The 22,666-nt window shown below is 72.3% G+C and carries 23 protein-coding genes; 14 read left to right on the top strand and 9 right to left on the bottom strand.

Annotated elements, in window-relative coordinates:
- The first annotated feature begins 179 nt into the window (after nucleotides 1-179).
- On the top strand, nucleotides 180-1,331 hold the full coding sequence (locus ACWEVP_RS36340) for a site-2 protease family protein (protein WP_452067101.1): 1,152 nt from the start codon (nucleotides 180-182) through the stop codon (nucleotides 1,329-1,331).
- A gap of 62 nt (nucleotides 1,332-1,393) precedes the next feature.
- Entirely contained in the window at nucleotides 1,394-2,224 is an 831-nt protein-coding gene (locus tag ACWEVP_RS36335) for a tRNA (adenine-N1)-methyltransferase (protein ID WP_372665216.1), read from the top strand.
- Here ACWEVP_RS36335 and ACWEVP_RS36330 read toward each other — a convergent pair.
- Nucleotides 2,221-2,667: a hypothetical protein gene (locus ACWEVP_RS36330; protein ID WP_452067100.1), complete on the bottom strand. Its 447-nt coding sequence runs from the start codon at nucleotides 2,665-2,667 to the stop codon at nucleotides 2,221-2,223. The two genes, ACWEVP_RS36335 and ACWEVP_RS36330, sit on opposite strands and share 4 nt — an antisense overlap.
- 13 nt (nucleotides 2,668-2,680) lie before the next feature.
- Entirely contained in the window at nucleotides 2,681-3,568 is an 888-nt protein-coding gene (locus ACWEVP_RS36325; RefSeq protein WP_452067099.1) for a hypothetical protein, read from the bottom strand.
- Nucleotides 3,569-3,932: 364 nt separating this feature from the next.
- Between ACWEVP_RS36325 and arc the strand changes: the two genes are divergently transcribed.
- On the top strand, nucleotides 3,933-5,735 hold the full coding sequence (arc, locus tag ACWEVP_RS36320; RefSeq protein ID WP_285451603.1) for a proteasome ATPase: 1,803 nt from the start codon (nucleotides 3,933-3,935) through the stop codon (nucleotides 5,733-5,735).
- A gap of 50 nt (nucleotides 5,736-5,785) precedes the next feature.
- On the opposite strand, the gene ACWEVP_RS36315 is transcribed toward arc, so the two are convergent.
- Nucleotides 5,786-6,703, bottom strand: coding sequence for a DMT family transporter (locus ACWEVP_RS36315; protein ID WP_452067098.1), 918 nt, complete (start codon nucleotides 6,701-6,703; stop codon nucleotides 5,786-5,788).
- A 98-nt stretch (nucleotides 6,704-6,801) separates the two neighbouring features.
- On the opposite strand from ACWEVP_RS36315, the gene ACWEVP_RS36310 reads away from it, so the two are divergent.
- Nucleotides 6,802-7,641 (top strand): DUF3626 domain-containing protein, encoded by an 840-nt coding sequence (locus ACWEVP_RS36310; protein ID WP_452067097.1) that lies wholly within the window; start codon nucleotides 6,802-6,804, stop codon nucleotides 7,639-7,641.
- Here ACWEVP_RS36310 and ACWEVP_RS36305 read toward each other — a convergent pair.
- Nucleotides 7,624-8,502 (bottom strand): TIGR03620 family F420-dependent LLM class oxidoreductase, encoded by an 879-nt coding sequence (locus tag ACWEVP_RS36305; RefSeq protein ID WP_452067096.1) that lies wholly within the window; start codon nucleotides 8,500-8,502, stop codon nucleotides 7,624-7,626. The genes ACWEVP_RS36310 and ACWEVP_RS36305 overlap by 18 nt on opposite strands.
- A gap of 125 nt (nucleotides 8,503-8,627) precedes the next feature.
- Between ACWEVP_RS36305 and ACWEVP_RS36300 the strand changes: the two genes are divergently transcribed.
- Genes ACWEVP_RS36300 through ACWEVP_RS36290 form a run of 3 tightly spaced genes read left to right on the top strand, consistent with a single transcriptional unit; the run spans nucleotide 8,628 to nucleotide 10,568 of the window.
- Complete coding sequence (locus ACWEVP_RS36300) at nucleotides 8,628-8,966, top strand: hypothetical protein (RefSeq protein ID WP_400873441.1); 339 nt, start codon at nucleotides 8,628-8,630, stop codon at nucleotides 8,964-8,966.
- A complete protein-coding gene (locus ACWEVP_RS36295) occupies nucleotides 8,963-9,904 on the top strand; it encodes an aldo/keto reductase (protein ID WP_452067095.1) in 942 nt (313 codons plus the stop codon). Before ACWEVP_RS36300 ends, ACWEVP_RS36295 begins: the two co-directional genes overlap by 4 nt.
- Nucleotides 9,905-9,956: 52 nt before the next feature.
- Nucleotides 9,957-10,568 carry a hypothetical protein gene (locus ACWEVP_RS36290; protein ID WP_452067094.1) on the top strand — a complete coding sequence of 204 codons (612 nt, stop codon included), beginning with the start codon at nucleotides 9,957-9,959 and terminating at the stop codon, nucleotides 10,566-10,568.
- On the opposite strand, the gene ACWEVP_RS36285 is transcribed toward ACWEVP_RS36290, so the two are convergent.
- Nucleotides 10,559-11,077 carry an NUDIX domain-containing protein gene (locus tag ACWEVP_RS36285; protein ID WP_452067093.1) on the bottom strand — a complete coding sequence of 173 codons (519 nt, stop codon included), beginning with the start codon at nucleotides 11,075-11,077 and terminating at the stop codon, nucleotides 10,559-10,561. The genes ACWEVP_RS36290 and ACWEVP_RS36285 overlap by 10 nt on opposite strands.
- Nucleotides 11,078-11,119: 42 nt before the next feature.
- On the opposite strand from ACWEVP_RS36285, the gene dop reads away from it, so the two are divergent.
- The 4 genes from dop (at nucleotide 11,120) to prcA (ending at nucleotide 14,742) form a co-directional block, all read left to right on the top strand.
- Nucleotides 11,120-12,622 carry a depupylase/deamidase Dop gene (dop, locus tag ACWEVP_RS36280; RefSeq protein ID WP_452067092.1) on the top strand — a complete coding sequence of 501 codons (1,503 nt, stop codon included), beginning with the start codon at nucleotides 11,120-11,122 and terminating at the stop codon, nucleotides 12,620-12,622.
- 86 nt (nucleotides 12,623-12,708) lie between these two features.
- Complete coding sequence (locus ACWEVP_RS36275) at nucleotides 12,709-12,903, top strand: ubiquitin-like protein Pup (RefSeq protein ID WP_013226725.1); 195 nt, start codon at nucleotides 12,709-12,711, stop codon at nucleotides 12,901-12,903.
- A 126-nt stretch (nucleotides 12,904-13,029) separates the two neighbouring features.
- Nucleotides 13,030-13,884: a proteasome subunit beta gene (prcB, locus tag ACWEVP_RS36270; RefSeq protein ID WP_452067091.1), complete on the top strand. Its 855-nt coding sequence runs from the start codon at nucleotides 13,030-13,032 to the stop codon at nucleotides 13,882-13,884.
- Between the two features lie 54 nt (nucleotides 13,885-13,938).
- Complete coding sequence (gene prcA / locus ACWEVP_RS36265; protein WP_452067090.1) at nucleotides 13,939-14,742, top strand: proteasome subunit alpha; 804 nt, start codon at nucleotides 13,939-13,941, stop codon at nucleotides 14,740-14,742.
- Between the two features lie 355 nt (nucleotides 14,743-15,097).
- Here prcA and ACWEVP_RS36260 read toward each other — a convergent pair whose 3' ends face one another.
- Together ACWEVP_RS36260 and ACWEVP_RS36255 are read right to left on the bottom strand one after the other, a co-directional pair.
- The gene (locus tag ACWEVP_RS36260; protein ID WP_452067089.1) at nucleotides 15,098-16,300 is read right to left on the bottom strand and encodes an alpha/beta hydrolase; all 1,203 of its coding nucleotides are present in this window, start codon (nucleotides 16,298-16,300) and stop codon (nucleotides 15,098-15,100) included.
- Nucleotides 16,301-16,403: 103 nt separating this feature from the next.
- Entirely contained in the window at nucleotides 16,404-17,828 is a 1,425-nt protein-coding gene (locus tag ACWEVP_RS36255; RefSeq protein ID WP_452067191.1) for a phosphatase PAP2 family protein, read from the bottom strand.
- 199 nt (nucleotides 17,829-18,027) lie between these two features.
- On the opposite strand from ACWEVP_RS36255, the gene pafA reads away from it, so the two are divergent.
- Complete coding sequence (gene pafA, locus ACWEVP_RS36250; protein ID WP_086681172.1) at nucleotides 18,028-19,386, top strand: Pup--protein ligase; 1,359 nt, start codon at nucleotides 18,028-18,030, stop codon at nucleotides 19,384-19,386.
- A 63-nt stretch (nucleotides 19,387-19,449) separates the two neighbouring features.
- Nucleotides 19,450-20,472, top strand: coding sequence for a WD40/YVTN/BNR-like repeat-containing protein (locus ACWEVP_RS36245; RefSeq protein WP_452067088.1), 1,023 nt, complete (start codon nucleotides 19,450-19,452; stop codon nucleotides 20,470-20,472).
- Here ACWEVP_RS36245 and ACWEVP_RS36240 read toward each other — a convergent pair.
- Together ACWEVP_RS36240 and ACWEVP_RS36235 are read right to left on the bottom strand one after the other, a co-directional pair.
- Nucleotides 20,469-21,167 carry an SDR family oxidoreductase gene (locus ACWEVP_RS36240; protein ID WP_452067087.1) on the bottom strand — a complete coding sequence of 233 codons (699 nt, stop codon included), beginning with the start codon at nucleotides 21,165-21,167 and terminating at the stop codon, nucleotides 20,469-20,471. The two genes, ACWEVP_RS36245 and ACWEVP_RS36240, sit on opposite strands and share 4 nt — an antisense overlap.
- Nucleotides 21,168-21,176: 9 nt before the next feature.
- A complete protein-coding gene (locus tag ACWEVP_RS36235) occupies nucleotides 21,177-22,118 on the bottom strand; it encodes an NADP-dependent oxidoreductase (RefSeq protein ID WP_452067086.1) in 942 nt (313 codons plus the stop codon).
- A gap of 107 nt (nucleotides 22,119-22,225) precedes the next feature.
- On the opposite strand from ACWEVP_RS36235, the gene ACWEVP_RS36230 reads away from it, so the two are divergent.
- Nucleotides 22,226-22,657, top strand: a complete 432-nt coding sequence (locus ACWEVP_RS36230; protein ID WP_452067085.1) for a winged helix-turn-helix transcriptional regulator — start codon at nucleotides 22,226-22,228, stop codon at nucleotides 22,655-22,657.
- Nucleotides 22,658-22,666: the final 9 nt, after the last annotated feature.

Here is a 22,666-nt window from a genome sequence, read left to right as displayed (position 1 = left end):
GGCGGGGCCGGCGACCGGAACGGCCGGTTTCGCCGCGCGGAGGCGGCAATGCCCGGGTCGGCGATGGCCGGTGACCGCACCGCCGGCACCCGGACCGCCCAGCCGTCCCGCGGTCGTGCGCGACACCACCGGAGACCGGATCACCCGCTCCCCACACCGGGGGCTCTAGGCTCTCCCGCATGGCCGCGACCAGTGAACAGGGCACCGGGGGCACCCGGCAGGCCGTCCTCCCGGACGGCGGTCTCCTGCTGTTCCGGGTCGCCGGCGTGCCCGTGCTGCTCGCGCCGTCCTGGTGGATCGGGTCGCTGATCGTCGTCGTGCTCTACGCGCCGCTGGTCGGACGGCTGCTCCCGGACGCCTCGTCCCTGACGTCGTGGCTGCTGGCCGGCGCGTTCGCGGTGCTGCTGGGCCTGTCGGTGCTGGCGCACGAGCTCGGCCACTGCGTCGCCGCGCTGCGGCTGGGGATCCCGGTGCGGCGGGTGCGGCTGTTCCTGCTCGGCGGCCTGTCCGAAGTGGCCAGGACGCCGAAGCGGCCGGTCCACGAGGGCCTGGTCGCCGCGGCGGGCCCGGCGGTGTCGCTGCTGCTGGGCGGGTTCTGCGGCCTGCTGGTGTTCGCCGTCCCGCCGGACGGCGCGGTCTGGATGCTGGTGGCCGAGTGCGCGGTGGCGAACCTCGCCGTCGGCGTGTTCAACCTCCTGCCCGGCCTGCCCCTCGACGGCGGGCGGCTGGTCCGCGCCGGCGTCTGGGCGGCCACCGGGATCCGCGCGAAGGGCACGCGCGCGGCGGTCGGCGGCGGCGCGGTCGTCGCCGCGGGCCTGCTCGTGTGGGCCCTGTGGGGCCTGGCGACCGGCAGCCCGGACCGATGGCTGCGCCTGGGCGTCTGCGTCGTCACGGCGTGGTTCGTGATCCTGGGTGCGCGCTCCGAGCTCAAGGCCGAAGCGCGCCGCACCTGGCCGGAAGGTCTGGACCTCGGCGAGCTGGTGCGGCCGGTGCTGCAGCTGCCCGCCGAAAGCCCGGTGTCGGACGCGCTCGCGGCCTCGGCGGGCCGGGGCGTGGTGCTCGTCCGCGCGGACGGCGTGGCGGCCGGGCTGCTCGACACGGGCGCGGCGGAGCGCCTCGCGGGCACGTCGCCGCACGCGCCCGCCGAGCTCGCGGCGGAGCCGATCCGCGCCGAAACCGTCCTGCTGGCCTCGGAACCGGGGGAGGACGTCGTCGAGCGCGTCCGCGAGACCCCGGCGTGGCAGTTCCTCGTCGTCGACGACGAGGGCCGTCCGGCGGGGGTGCTGCGCCGGGACGACCTGCGCGCCGCGCTGAACCGCCGTACCCGCTGAGGCCACGCCCCGGACGGCCTGCGAAGATCTGTCGTCGGCCATTCGGGGTACAGGAGGAAGTGTTGTCGGTCAGCGGACCGTTTCGCGCGGGTGATCGGGTGCAGTTGACCGACTCGAAAGGGCGGCACTACACCCTGACGCTGGCCGACGGCGGGGAGTACCACACCCATCGCGGCGCGCTCGCCCACGACGACCTGATCGGCAGGCCCGAGGGCTCGGTCGTGACGTCGGCGGGCGGGTCGACCTACCTGGCCCTGCGCCCGCTCCTGCCGGACTACGTGCTCTCGATGCCGCGCGGCGCGCAGGTCATCTACCCGAAGGACGCCGCGCAGATCGTGATGTGGGGCGACATCTTCCCGGGCGCCCGCGTGCTCGAGGCCGGCGCGGGTTCCGGCGCGCTGACGTGTTCGCTGCTGCGCGCGGTCGGCTCGGAAGGGCACGTGAGCTCCTACGAGATCCGCGACGACCACGCCGAGCACGCCGAGCGCAACGTCGTGAAGTTCTTCGGGGAGAAGCCGGCGAACTGGTCGCTCACGGTGGCGGACCTGGCGACCCACGAAGGCGAGGTCGACCGGGTGGTGCTGGACATGCTGGCCCCGTGGGACCAGCTGCCGAACGTCGCCGCGCACCTGGTGCCGGGCGGCGTGCTGACGGTTTACGTCGCGACCGTGACGCAGCTGTCCCGCGTGACGGAGTCGCTGCGCGAGCAGCAGTGCTGGACCGAGCCCGAATCGTGGGAAACGCTGATGCGGCCGTGGCACGTGGTGGGCCTCGCGGTGCGCCCGGACCACCGGATGGTCGCGCACACGGCGTTCCTGCTCACCGCCCGCCGGCTCGCGGACGGAACCGTGTCACCTCGCGTGTCGCGCCGGCCGTCCAAGGGCAAGGGCTAGCCGGGGACGCACCAGCGGCCGTTCTCCTTGTGCAGCGGGAACGGCGTGTCCTTCGTCCCGCCCGGGGCTTCGACGTGCACCTTCGCCGTCGCGGACTCGCCGCGGACCTCCGGCGGCTCCTTCAGCGTCGCCGTCACCCGGCCGGCCGCGTCCCACATCCGCTGCAGCCGCCCCAGGGCGTCCGCGGTCTGCGGGCGGCACGTCAGCTTGCCGAACGCCGCCGAGTCGTGGGCCGTGATCGCGTCGACGATGGCGCGGGCCAGCACGTTCACCGCCGCGGTGTCGACCGCGCTCGGCGCCGCGGAGGCCGAGGTGCGGGTCACCGGGGCCGTGCTCGACGGGGCGGGCGGGGAGCCGGACGGCGCGACGAGCAGCAGGCCCAGCACCACACCCGCCCCGGCCACGCCGAGCAGCACGAGCCCGGCGGCGAGCGCGCGGTTCACCGAAGGCGCGGGCTCACGAGCCGTCCGCCCGGACGTTGGACAGGCACCACAGGCCGGATTCCTTCTGGGCCGACATCGTGCCGACCTTGGTCTTGCTGCCGTCCGTCGCCGAGTAGCGCACGGTGGACTTGTCCCCGGTGTCCTGCGGCGAACCGGTCAGCTTGACCGTCACCTTCGGGATGTCGCCGGTGCTGCCCTCGAAGACGCTCCGGCAGATCGTGTCGCCCAGCGCCTTCTCGTCGCCGGCGTTGTAGGCGTCGATCGTCGCGTCGAACAGCTCCTGCGAGCTGCCCTTGCCCGCCGGGGCCGGGCCGGCGGCGGGCTTCGTGCTCTTCGTCGACGGGCTCGGCGAGGTGACCTTGGGCTTCGAAGCGGACGTCTTCGGCGCGGACGTCGGCGCCGCGGAGCTGCTGCTCGCCGGCGGGGCCGCGGTGGTGTTGTCGTCACCCTTGGCCAGGACGAACCACGTCACGCCGCCCCCGACGAGGAGCACCGCGGCGGCGGCGATGCCGACGATCAGGCCGGTTTTCTTCTTCTTGGGCGGCGGTGCCTCACCGAAGCTGCCGCCGCCGTACGGGTCGTAACCGCCGAAGCCCGGCTGCTGCTGCGCCGGCTGGCCCCACTGGTCCTGCTGGGGCTGCTGCTGCCCCCACTGGTCCTGCTGCCCGTACTGGGGGTAGCCCTGCTGGGGCTGAGGGCCCGGCTGGGGCGGGTAACCGCCCTGCTGCGGCTGACCGTACGGATCGGGCTGCCCGAACTGCTGCGTGCCGCCGTAGCCCGGCTGGGGCTGCGGTCCGCTCTGGGGATGGCCGCCGGGCTGCTGGCCGTACGGCCCGGGCTGCTGCCCGTAACCCCCGGGCTGCTGGCCGTAGCCGCCCGGTTGCTGCGGCGGGTAGGTCATGGGTGGTGCCCCCTCGCGTTCCTTCGACGGTGACCCGGCCTTCGAGGCGGCCGACGTCGGCCCGATGCTAGCCACCGGGCGGGGCCGCCGCGCGGTTAGGGCGGAACTGGCCCGAATCGTCATCTCCGGGCAGGGTTGGACCGTCTCGAAGGCGGGTACTCCCGACGTGCTTGGTTCGTCCCGGCCCGGTCGGGCCCGCGACGCGCCGGGGCCACGGCACCGAAATGGCCTCTTGCGCTGCGGGAATGTCCGTGCTGGACCAGGCAAGGAAACCGCGACGCGCCGATCTTGTGATCCGGAAAGGCCTTTTCTTGTCGGTGATCGCCGGTACCGTGGAATGAAAAGCACTCCGAGGAGGTGCCCGATGCATCATGACCTTCCCGGAGGTCGGCGCGAGGAGGCCGACCCTTCAGCAACATCCGGAGCTGGGACGACGGCGGACGAGCAGGCTCGGCAGATCCGTTTTCTCGAGGAGGAAGTGGCGCTGCTGCGCCGCAAACTGACCGACTCGCCACGGCAGAACCGAGTTCTCGAACAGCGGCTCGCCGAGGCCTCGGAAAGGGTGAGCCAGCTCACCGAACGCAACACCAAACTGGTCGAAACCCTGCGTGAGGCCCGGGGACAGCTCCTCGCGCTGCGCGAGGAGGTCGACCGGCTGGCCCAGCCGCCGTCCGGCTACGGCGTCTTCGTCGAGGCGTACGAGGACAACACGGTGGACGTCTACACGGCGGGCCGCAAGATGCGGGTGTCGGTGTCGCCCGCGGTCGAGCTCTCTTCGTTGCGACGCGGCCAGGCGCTGCGGCTCAACGAGGCGCTCACCGTGGTCGAGGCCGGCGGCTTCGAACGCACCGGCGAGGTGTGCGCGTTGCGTGAGGTGCTCGCCGCCGACGTCGAGGGCGGCAGCCTTCGCGCGCTGGTGGTCGGGCACGCGGACGAGGAGCGGGTGGTCCTGCTCTCCGACCTGCTGGCCGAGCAGCCGCTCAAGCCGGGCGACTCGCTGCTGGTCGACTCCAAGGCCGGCTACGCGTACGAGCGCGTGCCGAAGGCGGAGGTCGAGGACCTGGTGCTGGAGGAGGTGCCCGACGTCCGCTACGAGGACATCGGTGGCCTCACCCGGCAGATCGAGCAGATCCGCGACGCGGTGGAACTGCCGTTCCTGCACGCCGACCTCTACCAGGAGTACCAGCTGCGCCCGCCCAAGGGCGTCCTGCTCTACGGCCCGCCGGGCTGCGGCAAGACGCTCATCGCCAAGGCGGTCGCGAACTCGCTGGCCAAGAAGGTGGCCGAAGCGCGGGGCGACGCGGCGGACGGGAAGTCCTACTTCCTGAACATCAAGGGTCCCGAGCTGCTCAACAAGTTCGTCGGGGAGACCGAGCGGCACATCCGCCTGATCTTCCAGCGGGCGCGGGAAAAGGCCTCCGAAGGCACCCCGGTGATCGTGTTCTTCGACGAGATGGACTCGATCTTCCGTACCCGTGGGTCGGGCGTGTCGTCCGACGTCGAGACCACGATCGTGCCGCAGCTGCTGTCGGAGATCGACGGTGTCGAAGGCCTGGAGAACGTCATCGTCATCGGCGCCTCCAACCGCGAGGACATGATCGACCCGGCGATCCTGCGGCCGGGCCGGCTCGACGTCAAGATCAAGATCGAGCGTCCGGACGCCGAAGGCGCGAAGGACATCTTCTCCAAGTACCTGGCCGAAGGCCTGCCGATCCACGCGGACGACCTCGCCGAGTTCGGCGGCGACGCCAAGGCGACGTTCGACGCGATGATCCAGCACACGGTCGAGCGGATGTACGAGGAGAGCGACGAGAACCGGTTCCTCGAGGTGACCTACGCCAACGGGGACAAGGAAGTCCTGTACTTCCGCGACTTCAACTCGGGCGCGATGATCCAGAACATCGTGGACCGGGCGAAGAAGTCGGCGATCAAGTCGGTGCTGGAGACCAAGCAGCCGGGTCTTCGCGTGCAGCACCTGCTCGACGCGATCGTCGACGAGTTCGCGGAGAACGAGGACCTCCCGAACACCACCAACCCGGACGACTGGGCCCGGATCTCCGGCAAGAAGGGCGAGCGGATCGTCTACATCCGCACGCTCGTCACCGGCAAGAACCAGGACTCGGGGCGGGCGATCGACACCGCCACGAACACCGGTCAGTACCTGTAGTCCGAGTGCGCGATGGGGCGGCCGCTTCGGCGGTCGCCCCATCGTCGTGTCTACCGGCCGGCGAGCACCGGTTCGGGCCTGCGCCGCCGCAGCCTTCCGTGGGCGGCGAGGATGCCCACCACGATCAGGAGCGCGCCCGCCGGCTGGTTCCAGCTGACCGGCTCGCCGAGCACCAGCACGCCCAGCACCACCCCGACCACGGGTGTGAGGTAGGTCACCGCCGAGGCGTTGGCCGCACCCCACGCCGCGATGATCCGGACGTTCCAGACATACGCGATTCCGGTCCCGAACACGCCGAGCGCCACCATGCTCGCGACCACCGCGACGTCCAGGTGCACCGGCGCGGTCGCGATCGCGGGCGCGAGCAATCCGAGGATGACCGTCGCGGACCCGGTTTGACCGAACGCGACGACGACCGGGTCCACACCACGCGGAGAGACGAACCGGCGCAGGTAGACGAAGCACGCGCCGTAACACGTAGTAGCGCCGAGGCAGGCGAGCTGCGCCGTCAGCCGGTGCGAGACGTCGACGCCGTGCCACACCCCGACGATCGTGAGCACGCCGAGGAAACCGAGCGACAGGCCGAGCACCCGCGGCGGCGTGAACCGCTCTTCGGGCAGCGCCGCGGCGGCCAGCAGCATCGTGACCAGCGGCGTCGTCGCGTTGAAGATGCTGGCCAAACCGGACGAAATGTACTGTTCCGCCCACGAGAACAGCAGGAACGGCACCACGCACAACAGCACCGAAACGACCGCGAGATGACCCCACAGCACGGGATCGCGGGGGAGTGGCCGCCGGCGCACCGCCAGCACGGCCGCCAGCGCGAGCGCACCCAGCGCGACCCGCGCGAGTGCGATCTGCGCGGGGGACAGCCCGGCCAGCCCCACCTTGATGAACAGGAAACTCGCACCCCACACGACGGCCAGCAGCGCGAACCGCACCGTGACCCCGAGACCTTCGAACCGCATGGGCGCAGTCAAGCCGGGACGCGGAGCGCAAAGCCAGCGGTTTTCGGACCTGTCCATCGCGTATAACGACCTATACGGTTCGGGTTAGGATAGCGCCCATGGCGGCTGGAGAAGCGGGATGGCGGCGAGCGGTGGCGCACGTCGCCGGCCGCGTGACCGGGCCGCCGTTGCCCGAAGGCCTGGACGTCACCGTCCACTTCCACCCGGACCGCTTGGTCGGTGAAGTGCCGTTGCTGCGGCACCTCGTCACCGACGGCGTCTACCGCTCGCAGTTCGAGACGGGCACGAGCAACGGCGGCCTCACGGCGCACGCCGGGGGAGACCGCCGGCGCTGGGAGCACCACATGTTCGGTGGCGCCTACGACGACCTGCCACCGTCGGCCCGGCCGAAGTACGGCTCGCTCAACTACCGCCGCCGCCCGGCGGGCGGGTCGGTCCGGTTCGGCTCGTCGCACTTGGTGCTGAAGCGCGAAGTGCTGGCGCGGACGACGTTCTGCTACCCGGACAGCTTCGGCGAGCCGGACGACTTCGGCACCGCGGCGAACATGCCGTTGCTGCGCCTCGCCGAGGCCGACGTGCAGGACGAGCTCGACGACCACATCGAGGCCCACGTCCACGGCCCGCTCCGGCTGGCGACCGACGTCGAGGCGCTCGTCCTGGACCCGGCCTTCCGCGGCACCGACGTCGAGGCGGCGGCCGCGGACCTGCCGTTTCCCACCAGGTGGCATCACGGGTTCAGCCTGCCTGTCGAGGTGCTGGCCGAGCACGCGGACTACCGCGGGGAGGATGTCGTGCGGGCCGGGAAGGAGATCGCCGAGGACGGCAGGCTCGACGCCCGCGTCATCGGCGACGCCGTCCGCGCCGGCCGGCACGACCCCCAGCTGCTCAAGCGCGTCTGGCACTGCACCGCCCGGTTCGGCCTACGCGGCGACCGGTAGCAGCGCCTCGGCCAGCCGGCGCCAGTGCGGCATCGCCGATTCGCCCGGTCCGGTGCCGATGACCTGGATGCCGACGTGGTCGGCGCCCGCTTCCAGGTGCGCGCCGAGCCTCGCGATGATCGTGTCGAGGTCGCCCCAGAACACCAGGTCGTCGACGATCCGGTCGGCCGCGCCGTCGATCTCCTCCTGGGTGTAGCCGAGCCGCCGGAACTTCGCGACGTTGTACGTCTGCGTGAGGTAGGGGTGCAGGTGCTCGCGGGCGATCTCGCGCGCCTTCGCCGCGTCGGTCTCGAACAGCACCGCGTGCTCGACGCCGAGGAACGGGCCGTCGCCGAGGATTTCCCGCGCCTGGGCGGTGTGGTCCGGGGTCACGTGGTAGGTGTGCGCGCCCGCCGCGTGGTCGCGGGCGAGCTCCAGCATCTTGGGCCCGTAAGCGGCCAGCAGCCGGCGTATCGGGGCCCGCGGCGCCGGGTTGGCGCTGGTGACGGCGTCCATCTCGGCGAGGTAGCCGCGCACCGCGTCGAGGGGCTTCGGGGCGGGCACGCCGCCGAAGCCGAGGCCGAGCAGGTGGCGGTCCGGGTAGGCGTCGGCGAGCAGCAGCGCCGCGCCCTGCGTCCGGCGCGGTTCGCGCGACCCGATCTGCGCTATTCCGTTGACAACGGTCAGGTTCTCGGTGGCGGCCAGCAGGAAACCGGCGTGGGTGAGCGCTTCGCGGCCGTCGGTCTCCGGGATCCAGAGCGCGGGCCAGCCGAGTTCGTCCAGTTCCTGTGCCGATTCCCGGATCCGGCTCGCCGGCAGGCTTTCGAAGTCGAACGTCCAGATCCCGTAGCGGCCGAGCCGCATGCCGTCGATGGTCGTCATGAATCGAAGTATCGCAGAACTACGATTTGAGTCAACCGGCCGCTCGGCGTCCGGCGGGGATTCGGTGCGTGTCGGCATGGCCGCCGTCGCGTGTATCGACGTATAACGACCTATACTCACTGGCCGTGAGCGAAGAAACGCACCGGCCGCGCGCGCCGATCACCGAGTCCGACGTCCTGGCCTGGCTGGAGACGACGGCCGCCGCCGTCCAGGCGGGGGAGGTGGGCGCCCAGGAGCTCATCGACATCCTCGGCGAGCTCCGCCGCGCCTCGGCGGCCTGCGCCGACGCCTCCGACTGGGCGCTGCTCGCCGCGCGCGAAGGCGGCGCGAGCCTGCGCCAGATCGCGCCGGTCTTCGGCAAGGGGTACGTCCGGGCCCCGGCCGCGCGCCTGGAGAAGCTGCACCGCCAGGCGCAGAACTCCGACCAGTGGCTGGCCATCCTGCGGCACAAGCAGACGGCGTGAAGGCACCCGTGGACCGCATCGCGCTCGGCCTGGCGGCGCTGGGCCGTCCCGCCTACATCAACCTCGGCCGCGACGGCGCGCTGCCGCCGGTGCGGGACGTCGATTCGATGCGTGCCGCGACCTTCGCGGTGCTCGACGACGCCTACGCCGCCGGCGTCCGGCACGTCGACGTCGCCCGCTCGTACGGGCGTTCGGAGGCGTTCCTGGCCGGCTGGCTCGCCGAGCGCGGGCACGCCGACGTCGAGGTGTCCAGCAAGTGGGGTTACGCCTACGTCGGGGACTGGCGGCTCGACGCCGACGTGCACGAGGTGAAGGAGCACTCGGCGGCGCGGTTCGCGGCGCAGTGGGCGGAAACCCTGGCGCTGCTGGGAAACCGGGTCGGGCTCTACCAGGTGCATTCGCTCACTGTGGACAGTCCGCTGTTCACCGACGAGCCGCTGGTCGAAGCGCTGGCGGAGCTTTCCGCGAACGGCGTCGCGGTCGGGTTCTCGACGTCGGGACCCGCGCAGGCGGACGCGATCGAGCGGGCCTTCGCGCTGGAAGTGGCCGGGCAGCCGGTGTTTTCGGCCGTGCAGTCGACGTGGAACGTGCTGGAGCGGTCGGCCGGGCGGGCCCTGGCCGCGGCGCACGCGGCCGGGAACCGCGTGCTGGTCAAGGAAACCCTCGCCAACGGCAGGCTCGCGGTGGAGGCGCCGAAGACGGTCCTCGACATCGCCGCCGCGCACGGGACGGGCCCGGACGCCGTCGCGATCGCCGCGGTGCTGGCCGAAGAGTGGGTGGACACCGCCGTCATCGGCCCCGCGGCCCCGGTCCAGCTGGAGGCGAACCTGCGGGCCGCGGCGGTGGAGCTGGGCGCGGCCGACCGGGATGCGCTGGCCGGGCTCGCCGAGGATCCCGGCGCGTACTGGCGACACCGGTCCTCCTTGGCGTGGGATTGAGCGGCTGCACTACCCTTCGCAGGCACCAGCGGACGACAGGAGGCCGGAGCAAGTGCGTCATCGGCAGGTGATCGCCCTGGCCGCGGTCGCGTTGGCGGGCCTCACGGCCTGTGACGGGCCCGACCCGAACAATCTCGAGACGTACTACGACGATCCGGTTCCGACGTCGCCGGCCCCGGTCACCTCGGAAGCGCCGGTGAACCGCGCGCAGGTGGTCCCGGCGACGCCGGCGGCCCCCGATTTCGGGCTGGTCGCCCAGCGGGCGTTGCTGTCGGACGCCGATGTCGCCGAGGAAGGCGTGCAGCCGGGCTCGGGCGAGGTCGCGGGCTGCCTGGCGGACGGGCCGTCGGCGGGCAGCCGGACCACGACCTGGCGCTACCCCAGCGGGTCGGAGCTGAGCCACCGCGTCGTGGCGTTCGCGGACTCCTCGGCCGCCCAGGCGGTCGCGGAGAACGAGTGCGCGGGCAAGACGGTGAGCGTCCCCGTCCAGCCCGGGGTCGAGCGGCAGCAGGCCTGGTCCGACGGCAAGACCTGCACGGTGTTGCTGGCCAAGGGAAGGCTCGTGTCCGAGCTGACGGTCTCGGCCAGCACCGGGACGCGGGCCGTGGACGCCGCCAAGCGCCTGCTGCCCGCGATGGCGGCGAAACTCGCGGCTCAGCCGTAACGGCGGAACCACTCCTGGACGCCCTCGCGGCCGTCGGGGATGAACGGCAGCTCGGGCGCCGGATCGTCGACCCACGCGCGGAGGTCCTGGAGCGGGATCCAGCGGCCTTCGGCGATCTCTTCGGCCTGGTGGCGGATCGGGCCGTCCCAGCGGACCTCGAAGGCGAAGTTGTGGCAGCGGTTGCGGCCGTCGTCGTAGACCTTGGTGAACAGCGGGACGGGGTCCACTCCGTGGACACCGAGCTCTTCGGCCAGTTCGCGGCGGGCGCACTCGGCCGGGGTCTCGCCCGCGGCGACCACGCCGCCGGCCCAGCAGTCCCAGGTCGAAGGGAACACGTCCTTCCCCGCGGTGCGCAGGTGCACGTAGACGGCGCTGCCGTCACCCGAACGGACCAGCACGACGCCGGCGGCGTGCCACAGCGCCTCCGCGCGGACCCGTGACCGGGTCGTCGAACCGACGACGGAGCCGGCCTGGTCATAGAGGGCAACGAGTTCGTCACTGCCTGGCATGGGTGCATCGTTCCACTAGGACGACCCCGTAGGGTGGTGGACATGCGGCGGATCATGGGAACCGAAGTCGAGTACGGCATCTCCGTGCCGGGCGACGCGACGGCGAACCCGGTACTCACCTCGACCCAGGTCGTGCTGGCCTACGCGGCCGCGGCCGACATCCCCCGGGCCCGGCGGGCGCGGTGGGACTACGAGGTGGAGTCGCCGCTGCGCGACGCGCGCGGGTTCGACCTGACCGGCCCCGGCGGGCCGGGCCACGACCCGGACGTCGAGGACCTCGGCGCGGCCAACGTCATCCTGACCAACGGCGCGCGGCTGTACGTCGACCACGCGCACCCGGAGTACTCCGCGCCCGAGGTGACGAACGCGCGCGACGCCGTCATCTGGGACAAGGCGGGGGAGCGGGTCATGGAGGAGGCCGCACTCAAGGCGGCGTCCGTGCCCGGCCAGCCCCAGCTGCAGCTGTACAAGAACAACGTCGACGGCAAGGGCGCGAGCTACGGCACGCACGAGAACTACCTGATGGCCCGGTCGACGCCGTTCACCGCGGTGATCGCGGGGCTGACGCCGTTCTTCGTGTCGCGGCAGGTCGTGACCGGCTCGGGCCGGGTCGGGATCGGCCAGCAGAGCGAGGAAGCCGGCTTCCAGCTCTCCCAGCGCGCGGACTACATCGAGGTCGAGGTCGGCCTGGAGACGACGCTCAAGCGCGGGATCATCAACACCCGCGACGAGCCGCACGCGGACGCGGACAAGTACCGGCGGCTGCACGTCATCATCGGCGACGCGAACATGTCGGAGTACTCGACGTACCTGAAGGTCGGGACGACGGCGCTGGTGCTGGACCTGATCGAGTCGGGCATCCGGTTCGACGACCTGAAGCTGGACGAGCCGGTCAAGGCCGTCCACCAGATCAGCCACGACCCGACGCTGAAGACGCAGGTCGCGCTGGCGAACGGGAAGAAGTACACCGGGCTGGACCTGCAGTTCGCCTACCACGAGATCGCGTCGCAGAACCTCGAGCGCACCGGCGCCGACGAGGCGTCGAAGGAGGTCCTGCGGGTCTGGGGCGAGGTCCTGGACGCGCTGGCCCGCGACCCGCAGGAGTGCGCGGACCGGCTGGACTGGCCGGCCAAGCTGCGGCTGCTGGAGGGCTACCGGCAGCGGGACCAGCTGGCCTGGGGCGCGCCGCGGCTGCGCCTGGTCGACCTGCAGTACTCGGACGTGCGGCTGGCGAAGGGCCTCTACAACCGGCTGGTGACGCGCGGGTCGATGAAGCGGCTGGTCACCGAGGAAGAGGTGCTGGCCGCGGTGACGACGCCGCCGTCGGACACGCGGGCCTACTTCCGCGGCCGGGCGCTGGAGAAGTACGCGACCTCGATCGCGGCGGCGTCGTGGGATTCGGTCATCTTCGACGTGGGCAAGGAGTCGCTGGTGCGGATCCCGACCCTGGAGCCGCTGCGGGGGACGAAGGCGCACGTCGGCAAGCTGCTCGACGAGTCGGCGACGGCGGAGGACCTGGTGGAGGCGCTCACCGGTTCGGACTAGGCGTGACGCACCAGCGATCGCGGCGTTGCCCCGAATGTCGGGGCTGCTGGGTAGGCTAGGAAACATCAGCCAGACCGGGAGGCGAGATGGCCCAGGAAAAGATCGAAAAGCACGGCGGTGGTGACTCCGACGAGGAGTTCGACGACACCGGCGCGGCGGGTCAGGAGCGGCGCGAAAAGCTCGGCGAGGACGTCGACACGATCCTGGACGAGATCGACGACGTGCTCGAGGAGAACGCCGAGGACTTCGTCCGGGCCTACGTGCAGAAGGGCGGCGAGTAAGCCGCTCGGGCTCCGCGCCCTTGCCGACCGTTCAGCCGGCGGCCGGGGCTCCGCGTGACGGCTGGCCGCACGCGGGGCTCGGGCCCGCACAAAACCGGCCCGCACAGATGGGATTTTTGAGCACGTATGGACAACACCAGGGGCATCTCGGGTCCCGCGCTGCCTGCCGCGTACTTCTCGTCGGCGACGTCGTCGTTTTCGGACTTCCTGCGCGAGCAGGCGCCTGAGCTGCTTCCCCAGCGGAAGGTGGCGCCGGGCGCGGCCGAGCTGGGCGTGCCGCACGGGACCACGATCGTGGCCTGCACGTTCGCCGGCGGCGTGCTGATCGCGGGTGACCGGCGGGCGACGTCGGGGAACCTGATCGCGAGCCGGGACATCGAGAAGGTGCACGTCACCGACGAGTACTCGGCGGTGGGCATCGCGGGCACGGCGGGGCTGGCCGTGGAGATGGTGCGGCTGTACGCCGTGGAGCTCGCGCACTACGAGAAGATCGAGGGCGTTTCGCTGTCGCTGGACGGCAAGACGAACAAGCTGGCCGGGATGGTCAAGGGCAACCTCGAGATGGCGATGGCCGGGCTGGCGGCCATCCCGTTGTTCGTGGGGTACGACCTGGAGGCCGAGGACGCCAAGCACGCCGGCCGGATCGTGTCCTACGACGCCGCCGGCGGGCGGTACGAGGAGAACGGCGGCTACGCGGGCATCGGCTCGGGTTCGCTGTTCGCGAAATCCGCGTTGAAGAAGCTGCACGACCCGGACGCCGACGCCGAGGGCGCGATCCGCGTCGCGGTCGAGGCGCTGTACGACGCGGCCGACGACGACACCGCGTCGGGCGGGCCGGACCTGGTGCGCCGGATCTTCCCGAGCGTCGTGACGATCACCGCCGAGCACGGCGCCGTGCAGCTGTCGGAGTCCGAGACCGCCGCGGTCGCGGAAGCCGTGGTGGCGGGGCGGATCGAGCGCCAGCAGCGCCGGCTTTCCTGACGCGGGCGGAGAACCAGTGAACGTGGCAACACCGGAAGACCTGGAGCGCACACCGTGACGATGCCGTTGTATGCCTCTCCCGAGCAGTTGATGCGGGAGCGTTCCGAGCTGGCGCGCAAGGGGATCGCGCGCGGCCGGAGCGTGGTGGTGCTGAAGTACGCGGGCGGCGTGCTGTTCGTGGCGGAGAACCCTTCGGCCACGCTGCACAAGGTGTCCGAGATCTACGACCGGATCGGCTTCGCGGCGGTCGGGCGCTACAGCGAGTTCGAGAACCTTCGGGTGGCGGGCATCCGGCACGCGGACCTCAAGGGCTACCAGTACGACCGCCGCGACGTGAGCGCGCGGGCGCTGGCGAACGCGTACGCGGCGACGCTGGGCAGCATCTTCACCGAGCAGCTGAAGCCGTTCGAGGTCGAGGTCTGCGTGGCGGAGGTCGGCGCGAGCTCGGCGGAGGACCAGCTGTACCGGCTGACCTACGACGGGTCGATCTTCGACGAGCCGCAGTACGTCGTGATGGGCGGCCAGAACGAGAAGATCGCGGCGAAGCTGAAGGAGACGTTCGAGGACGGCCTGGACCTCCAGGCGGCGCTGGGCGTGGCGGTGGCCGCGCTGCGCGCCCCGAGCCAGCCGGCCGCGACGACGTCGGGTTCCTCGTCCTCCTCATCGTCGGCGGCGTCGTCTTCGTCGGCGTCGAACGGCAACGGCGAAGCCGACCCGATCAAGCTGGAGGTGGCGGTGCTGGACCGCGACCGCCCGCGCCGGGCGTTCCGCCGCCTGACGGGCACAGCGCTCGACGCGCTGCTGCCGGTGCCGGACCCGGTGGGCGAGGAGCCGGAGAGCAAGCCGGAAGGCGAGTAAGGATCTTCAGAAACGGGGCGCGGCCGGTAGGCCCGCCCCGTTTTTCGCACCCCGAAGGACGATGACCAAAGGCACCCCGGCCCCACCCAGTCAAAGGAGCTGGTGGTCATCCCGTCGCCTGAGGCCGCAAAAATCACTTTGAGCCAGGCCCGCAACCCACCCGCAAGAAGCGAGGTGACAACGCAACCTTGCGGGCCTGGCTCAAAGTGATAGGCCTCAATCAGGCGACGGGATGACCACCAGCGGCCCACCCGAGAACGCAACAAACCCACGAAGGCCGAGGCCATCCCAGAGCCTGCCCGTCCGGCGAGGACATCTTTTGAAAACGACTGGGCGGCCGAAGCCCGCCCAGGCCTCACGACACCGCAGGAGAAGCCCGGAAGTTCTGGTCCGCGAACGCCAGCAGGTAAGGCAACGTCGCCCGCGCCGTGTGCCACGTGTGGTTGAACCCGCGCTCGGCGTGCACCACCGCCTCCTGGCCGCGGGCGTGCAGCGCCTCCGCGATCCGACGTGCCGTCGTCACGTCGGTCGGGGCGCCCGTGCCCACCGCCAGCATCACCGAGATCGGCGCCGGGAAGGACATCGTCGGCAGGTACCGGCGCGGGGTGTTGGCCGCGATCGCCGCGCGGTTGCCGTCGAGGACGCCCACCGAGTCGTTCAGGTCGTCGTAGGGGAGGGCGATCAGCAGCGTGCCGAACTCGTCCACGTGGTGCAGGCCGATGTTCAACGCGCCGAAGCCGCCGCCGGACATCCCGCCCAGGGCCCGGTGGTTCCGGTCGGCCACGGTCCGGTAGCGCTGGTCGATGGCGGGGACGACGGTGCGCGCCAGGTAGGTCTCCAGCTGCGGGCCGCCCGGGACGTCGAGGCACTCCCAGTCCGTGCTGGGCACCCCGGCCGTCAGGTCGACGCTCACCACGATCATCGGCTCGATCACGTTCGCCTGCTGCAGGGCCAGCAGGGTCCCCGGCGCGTCGCCCGAGGTCAGCCAGTCGCGCGGGCCGCCGAACGGGTAGCCGTGGATCAGGTAGACGACGGGGTAGCGACGGGCCGCGTCGGCGTCGTAGCCCGGCGGGAGGATGACGTAGTTGCTGCCGGACGGGACGCCGTGCGCGGGGTCGGGGAGGTTCACCACGTCGATCCGCTGCCCGGCGGCCGCGGTGCCGGCGCCCGGGCGCGACACCGTGGAGTCCGAGTCCGACGGCGCTTCCTTGCCGTCGTCGAGCAGGCGCCCGGCGAGGTTGACCACGCCGGGTCCCTTCTGGAGCAGGCGCGCGAGGTCGTCGGAGGTGCGCACGTACCCGACGTAGCTGTTCAGGGCAGTGACTCCCGCGAGCAGCAGCAGGACGCCGAAGGCGGTGAAGCCCCAGCGGCGCGTCCGGCGCCGGTGCCACAGCGCGATGACGGCGGCGAGGACCGCGACGGCGGCCGAGGCGAAGGCGAGCCAGATGAGCGGCGACTCGAACGGGCCCAGGTCGCGGGCGCGCGCGGTGATGTCGCCGGGCAGCACCGGGTCGGTGGCGGCCCGGTGGATGCCGCTCGCCAGGCCGTGCCCGTCCATCGAACCCCCGCTCGTCCCCCGGCCGCGGGCAGGGTCGCCCGCATCTCGATCAAGACGCTAGCCAGGGGACGCTGTGGGTTCGTTGAGAAAAGGTAAAGAGTTCTTAAGGGCGGTAGATGGTCAGCGCGCTGGGCCGGGACCGGAAGCGGAACCGGTTGCCGAGCGGGCCGACCTCGCCGTCGGTGGCGACGCGGCGGTGGCCGTCCAGCAGCTCGACGTCCAGCTCGGCCACGTCCAGCTCCTGGTAGACGTGGCTGGCCGCGAGGCTGCGGGTGACCATCGCCAGCAGGAACCGGGCCCGCGAGTAGGGCAGGTCGGCCCGCAGGTACCGGACGTCGAGCAGGCCGGTGTCGAGCGCGGGCCGCCGGCTGGGCGCGAAGCCCTTCGGGGCGTAGGTCCCGTTGCCGACGAACAGCAGCCAGACCTGCGTGCGCTTGCCGTTGAGCCGCACGGTCAGCGGCCGGGCGTGGCGCAGCGTGCGCGCGAGCGCGATCGCGGCCGAAGGCCACTTCGGGTGCTTCTGCTGCAGCTTCTCGCGCAGCCGGACCATCTCCGGGTAGCCGCCGAGGCTCGCGGTGTTGACGAACCAGCGGTGCGCGGTGCCGTCGCCGCCGTCGATCTCGACCTCGCCCAGGTCGATGCCGACCGCGTTGCCGACTTCGGTCGCCGCGTCGGCGTCGGGCATGGACGTGACGCCGACGTCGCGGGCGAAGTGGTTGAGCGTGCCCGCCGGGATCAGCGCCAGCGGCAGGTCGCGTTCCGCGGCCACCGCCGCGACCGCGGCCACGGTGCCGTCCCCGCCCGCGACACCGAGCGCGCGGACCGTCCCGCGGGCGTCGATCTCGTTCTCGAGCTGGTCGATCAGGCCCTGGTCGGGGTCCGGGTAGAGGATCTCGGCCTTGGGCCACGCGCTGCGGGCGTCTTCGGTGGGGTCCTGGCCGTCGATCCCGGACTTCGGGTTGACCAGCACCAGCATGTCGTCACCGTCGACCATCTCCGGCGCGTCCGCGTCGTGGGCGGTACGGGCCGGGACGTCGTCGTGCAGCGGCCACCAGTGCCGGGTCGCCAGGCCGACGCCGACCCCGATGCCCAGGCCGACGCCCACGTCGGAGGGCCAGTGGACCCCGGTGTGGACGCGGGAGTAGGCGACGGCCAGCGCCAGCGGCGCCACGGCGAGGCCGGCTCGCGGCGACTCCAGGGCCACCGCCGTCGCGAAGGCCGCCGCGGAGGCGGAGTGGCCGGACGGGAACGACGACGACGTCGGGCGTTTCCGCAGGCGGCGGCGCACGGGCGTCTCTTCCTCGGCCGGACGGCGGCGGGGGAAGAGCGGCTTGCCGATGAGGTTGGCCGCGGCGCTGGCGCCGGCGATCGCGACGACCCCGCGCAGCGCCGCGCGCCGCGTCGGGCCCTTCTGGATGGCGAGCAGCCCCGCGACGCCCCACCAGAGCCGGGACTTGTTCGCCGATCTGGACAGCGCCATCAGCGCGTCGTCGGCTTTCGTGGCCGGGAGGGCGGCGGTGCGCCGCATCAGGGCGCGGTCGGTCCGCCCGACCCGCCGGAAGGCCTGGATCAGCTGGTGTGTCAAGGAGTCGCCTTCCCCAAGTCGTCAAGAGCAGTGCTCCAATCGTGCCTGAATCGGGGAGATTTCACCGTCTGTGGCATACCGGGGGCGTGTCGACGCCCGAACGGCGCACCGTCGGAGGGGGTGCAGCGCCTACTCTGGTGGGATGCAGCGGCGGATCTTTGGCATCGAGACCGAGTTCGGGGTCACGTGCACCTTCCACGGACAGCGCAGGCTCTCGCCCGACGAGGTTGCGCGCTACCTCTTCCGGCGGGTCGTGTCCTGGGGACGCTCGTCGAACGTCTTCCTGTCGAACGGCTCCCGGCTCTACCTGGACGTCGGCTCGCACCCCGAGTACGCGACGGCCGAGTGCGACGACCTGGTCCAGCTGGTCACGCACGACAAGGCCGGGGAGCGGATCCTCGAGGACCTGCTCGTCGACGCCGAACGGCGGCTCGCCGACGAAGGCATCGGCGGCGACATCTTCCTGTTCAAGAACAACACCGACTCCGCGGGCAACTCCTACGGCTGTCACGAGAACTACCTGGTGACCCGCGCGGGTGAGTTCTCGCGGATCGCGGACGTGCTCCTGCCGTTCCTGGTGACCCGCCAGCTCATCTGCGGCGCCGGCAAGGTGCTGCAAACCCCGCGCGGCGCGGTCTACTGCCTCTCCCAGCGTGCGGAACACATCTGGGAGGGCGTCTCGAGCGCGACCACGCGCTCGCGGCCCATCATCAACACCCGCGACGAGCCCCACGCCGACGCCGAGCGCTACCGGCGCCTGCACGTCATCGTGGGCGACTCGAACATGGCCGAGCCGACGACCATGCTCAAGGTCGGCTCGGCGAACCTGGTCCTCGAGATGATCGAGGCCGGTGTCCAGTTCCGCGACTTCACCCTGGACAACCCGATCCGGGCGATCCGCGAGATCAGCCACGACCTCACCGGCCGCCGCCAGGTGCGGCTGGCCGGCGGGCGCGAGGCCTCGGCTCTGGACATCCAGCGCGAGTACCACGCCCGCGCCGTCCAGCACATCAAGGACAACGGCTCGACCGCGGCGAACGAGCGCGTCGTCGAGCTGTGGGGCCGGGCGCTGGACGCGGTCGAGCAGCAGGACTTCGGCAAGATCGACACCGAGATCGACTGGGCGATCAAGCACCGGCTGGTCGAGCGCTACCGGCACAAGCACGACCTGGACCTCTCCAGCCCGCGCATCGCGCAGCTCGACCTCGCCTACCACGACATCCGCCGCGGCCGGGGCATCTTCGACCTGCTCCAGCGCAAGGGCCTGGTCCGCCGGGTCACCGACGACGGCGAGATCGAGGCGGCCAAGGACACCCCGCCCCAGACGACGCGGGCGAAGCTGCGCGGCGACTTCATCGCCGCCGCCCAGGCCGCCGGCCGCGACTTCACGGTCGACTGGGTGCACCTGAAGCTGAACGACCAGGCCCAGCGCACGGTCCTGTGCAAGGACCCGTTCCGCTCGGTCGACGAGCGCGTGGAGCGCTTGATCAGCTCGCTCTGACCCGCCCCGCCCGCCCGGTGTTCCCTACGAAAGTCGCCGGGCGGGTGCGGGAGGATCTCCCGCATGCGTGTCGTGCTGCTCGTCTGCGCCCTGCTGGTCTCCCTCGCGGCCCCGGCGTCGGCGGGTGAACACCGGCCGGTGTGGGAGCTGAAACCGACCGGCGTGACCGCCCAGTTCCGCGGTCTGTCCGCCGTCAGCGCGCGGGTGGCGTGGGTCAGCGGCACCCAGGGGACCGTCCTGCGCACCACCGACGGCGGTGCCACCTGGAAGTCCGTGGGGCCGCCGGACACCGGGACCCTCCAGTTCCGCGACGTCGAGGCCTTCGACGCCGAGCACGCCGTGGTCCTGTCGATCGGGCCCGGGACCGACTCGCGCGTCTACCGGACCGACGACGGCGGCGCGCACTGGCGCCAGACCTTCCAGAACACCGACGCCGCGGCGTTCTTCGACTGCCTGGCGTTCTTCGACCCGTGGCGCGGGCTCGCGATGAGCGACCCGGTCGACGGGCGGTTCCGCGTCCAGGCCACCTTCGACGGCGGCCGGAGCTGGCGGCAGGTCCCCGACAGCGGCTTCCCACCCGCGTTGCCCGGTGAGGCCGGGTTCGCGGCCAGCGGGCAGTGCCTCACCACGGCCGGGCCGTTCGACGCGTGGCTCGCGACCGGCGGCGGCGCGACCGCCCGCGTCCTGCACTCCGGAGACGGCGGCCGCCACTGGAGCGTCTCCGACACGCCGTTGCCGAGCAGCCCGTCGGCCGGCGTGTTCGCCCTCGCGTTCCGGGACCCGCGCCACGGCGTCGCGATCGGCGGCGACTTCGCGAACCCCACGGCGCCCGGCCCGGCCGTCGCGCTGACCGGCGACGCCGGCCGGACCTGGCGCACCCCGGAGCGGTACCCGGCCGGGTACCGCTCCGGGGTGGCCTGGCGCGGCGGGACGCTGCTCGCCGTCGGTCCGGGCGGCAGCGACTACAGCCCGGACGGTGGCCGGCACTGGACGTCGTTCGACACCGGCAGCTTCGACAGCGTCGACTGCGCCGGGGCGAGCTGCTGGGCGAGCGGTGCCCAGGGCCGCGTGGGCCGGCTTCGCTAGAGCCCCTGGCCGGTCGGGCGGACCATGATCTCGTTGACGTCCACCGAGGGTGGCTGCGACAGCGCGTAGAGCACCGCGCGGGCGATGTCGTCCGGTTCGAGGTGCGGCTTCTCGCGCTGCTCGTCGGTGAGGATGTCGGTGTCGGTGATGCCGGGGTTGATCAGCGTGACGCGCACACCGGTGCCGACGGCCTCCTCGCGGATCGCGCCGGCCATTCCGGTGACGGCCCACTTCGTCACCGAGTACAGGCTGGCGTTGCGGATGTAGCGGCCGGCGACCGACCCGGTGATCAGCAGGTGCCCGGCCGACTCCCGCAGGGCGGGCAGCGCGGCGCGGGCGGTGTAGGCCGCGCCGAGGACGTTCGTGCGGACCATCGCCTCCCAGGCCCGCGGGTCGGGGTCGTCGTCGCCGAAGAACGACGTCCCGATGCCGATCCCGGCGTTGGCGAAGGCCGCGTCGAGCCGGCCGAACCGCTCGACGGCCCGCTCGACGGCACCGGAGATGGCCGGCCAGTCGCCGACGTCGGCGCCGAGCGCGAGGGCGTTGTCCTCGCCGAGTTCGGCGGCGAGAGAGGCGACGGACTCGGCCTGGCGAGCCACGAGAGCGACTTTGAACCCGGAGGCGGCGGCCAGCCGCGCCGTGGCGGCGCCCAGGCCGCGCGAGGCACCGGTGACGAGAAGTACGCGATCATCCATGGCTCCAGGCTAGGGAGTCAGGACGAGCCTGCCGCGCAGCCCGCCCGCGGCCAGCCGTTCGTGCGCGGCCGCGGCCTCCGGCAACGGCAGCACGCCGGCCACCCGCGGCGGAAGGAGGCGGGCCAGCTCGGCGAGCCGGTCGCCGTCGGCGCGGATCCACACGTTCCGCACGCGGATCCCGCGCAGGGGGATCGGCGCGGCGCCGGCGGCGAAGGCGACGAACTCGCCGCCGCCCCGGACCGCGTCGAGCGCGTCGAGGCCGAGGAGCGCGGTGTCGAGGGCGGCGTCCACGCCACCCGGGACGAGCGCGCGGACCCGGTCGCCCAGCGCCGGGCCGCGGGGCAGGAACTCGTCCGCGCCGAAGCCGCGGACGAGGGTCTCGTCGGCCGCGGAGGCGACGGCGACCACGCGGAGCCGCCGCGCGCGGGCGAGGGTGACCGCGTAGCCGCCGACCGCGCCCGCCGCGCCGGTGACCAGGACGGTCCCGCCGGTTTCGACGAGGTCGAGCGCCTGGGCGGCGGTGAGGGCGTTGAGGGGGAGGGTGGCCGCTTCGACGGGGGACATGCCGACGGGCGCAAGCGCGACCGCCGACGCGTCGAGGACGATCTGCTCGGCGTAGGCGCCGAGGGGGAGGGCGATGCGGTCGCGCAGCCCGAGTACGGCATCCCCGACGCGGAAGGGCGCCCTCTCGCCAGGCCGGTCGCCGGTCCCGCTCGCCCCGCCGACCGCATCGACCACCCCGGCCACATCCCACCCCAGCCCGAGCACCTCCCGCGGCGGGATCACCCCGGTCGCCGTCAGCAGCCCCGCCCGGGTCGCCAGGTCCACCGGGTTCACCGCGGCCGCCGCCACCCGGATCCGCACCTGTCCCGGACCGGGCTCCGGCACCGGGACCTCCACCGGCTCCAGCACCTCGGGCCCCCCGAACCGCCGGACCACGATCGCGCGCATCGAACTCCCCTTCACCGACCGGAACCTTCCCGGCGAACGTAGGGGGAGCTACTCTCCAACGGGAAGTACGCACTCGCAGGTTCCCCCCTCACCAGGAGGTTCGCCCGGTGCCCACGCGCACGGCGGAACAGCGGCGCCAAGCCGAAAAGGCCGCCTACGACGCCTATCTGGCCGCCTGTCCCACCCGGAAGCTGCTCGACGAGATCGCCGGCAAGTGGGTCAGCCTGATCCTCGTCGCGCTCGGTGACGGGCCGCAGCGCTACAGCGACCTTTCGCGGCGCATCGCCGGGGTCAGCCAGAAGATGCTCACCCAGACGCTTCGGGTGCTCGAACGCGACGGGCTCGTCCGCCGCGAAGTGACCCCGTCGGTGCCCGTCCGCGTCGACTATTCCCTTACGCCGCTTGGCGAAAGCCTCCGCGCGCTGATGGCGGGCTTCAAGGACTGGGCCGAGGCGAACTTCGACGCCGTCAGCACCGCCCGCGCCGATTACGACGCGCGCACCCCGGACCTCACGATCGGGCCGGGCGGCGCGGGCTAGGCTCTACCG

Source organism: Amycolatopsis sp. NPDC003865, assembly GCF_053605345.1.
The sequence above is the reverse complement of the archived record's forward strand: the minus strand, read 5'-3'. Positions and strand labels throughout refer to the sequence as shown.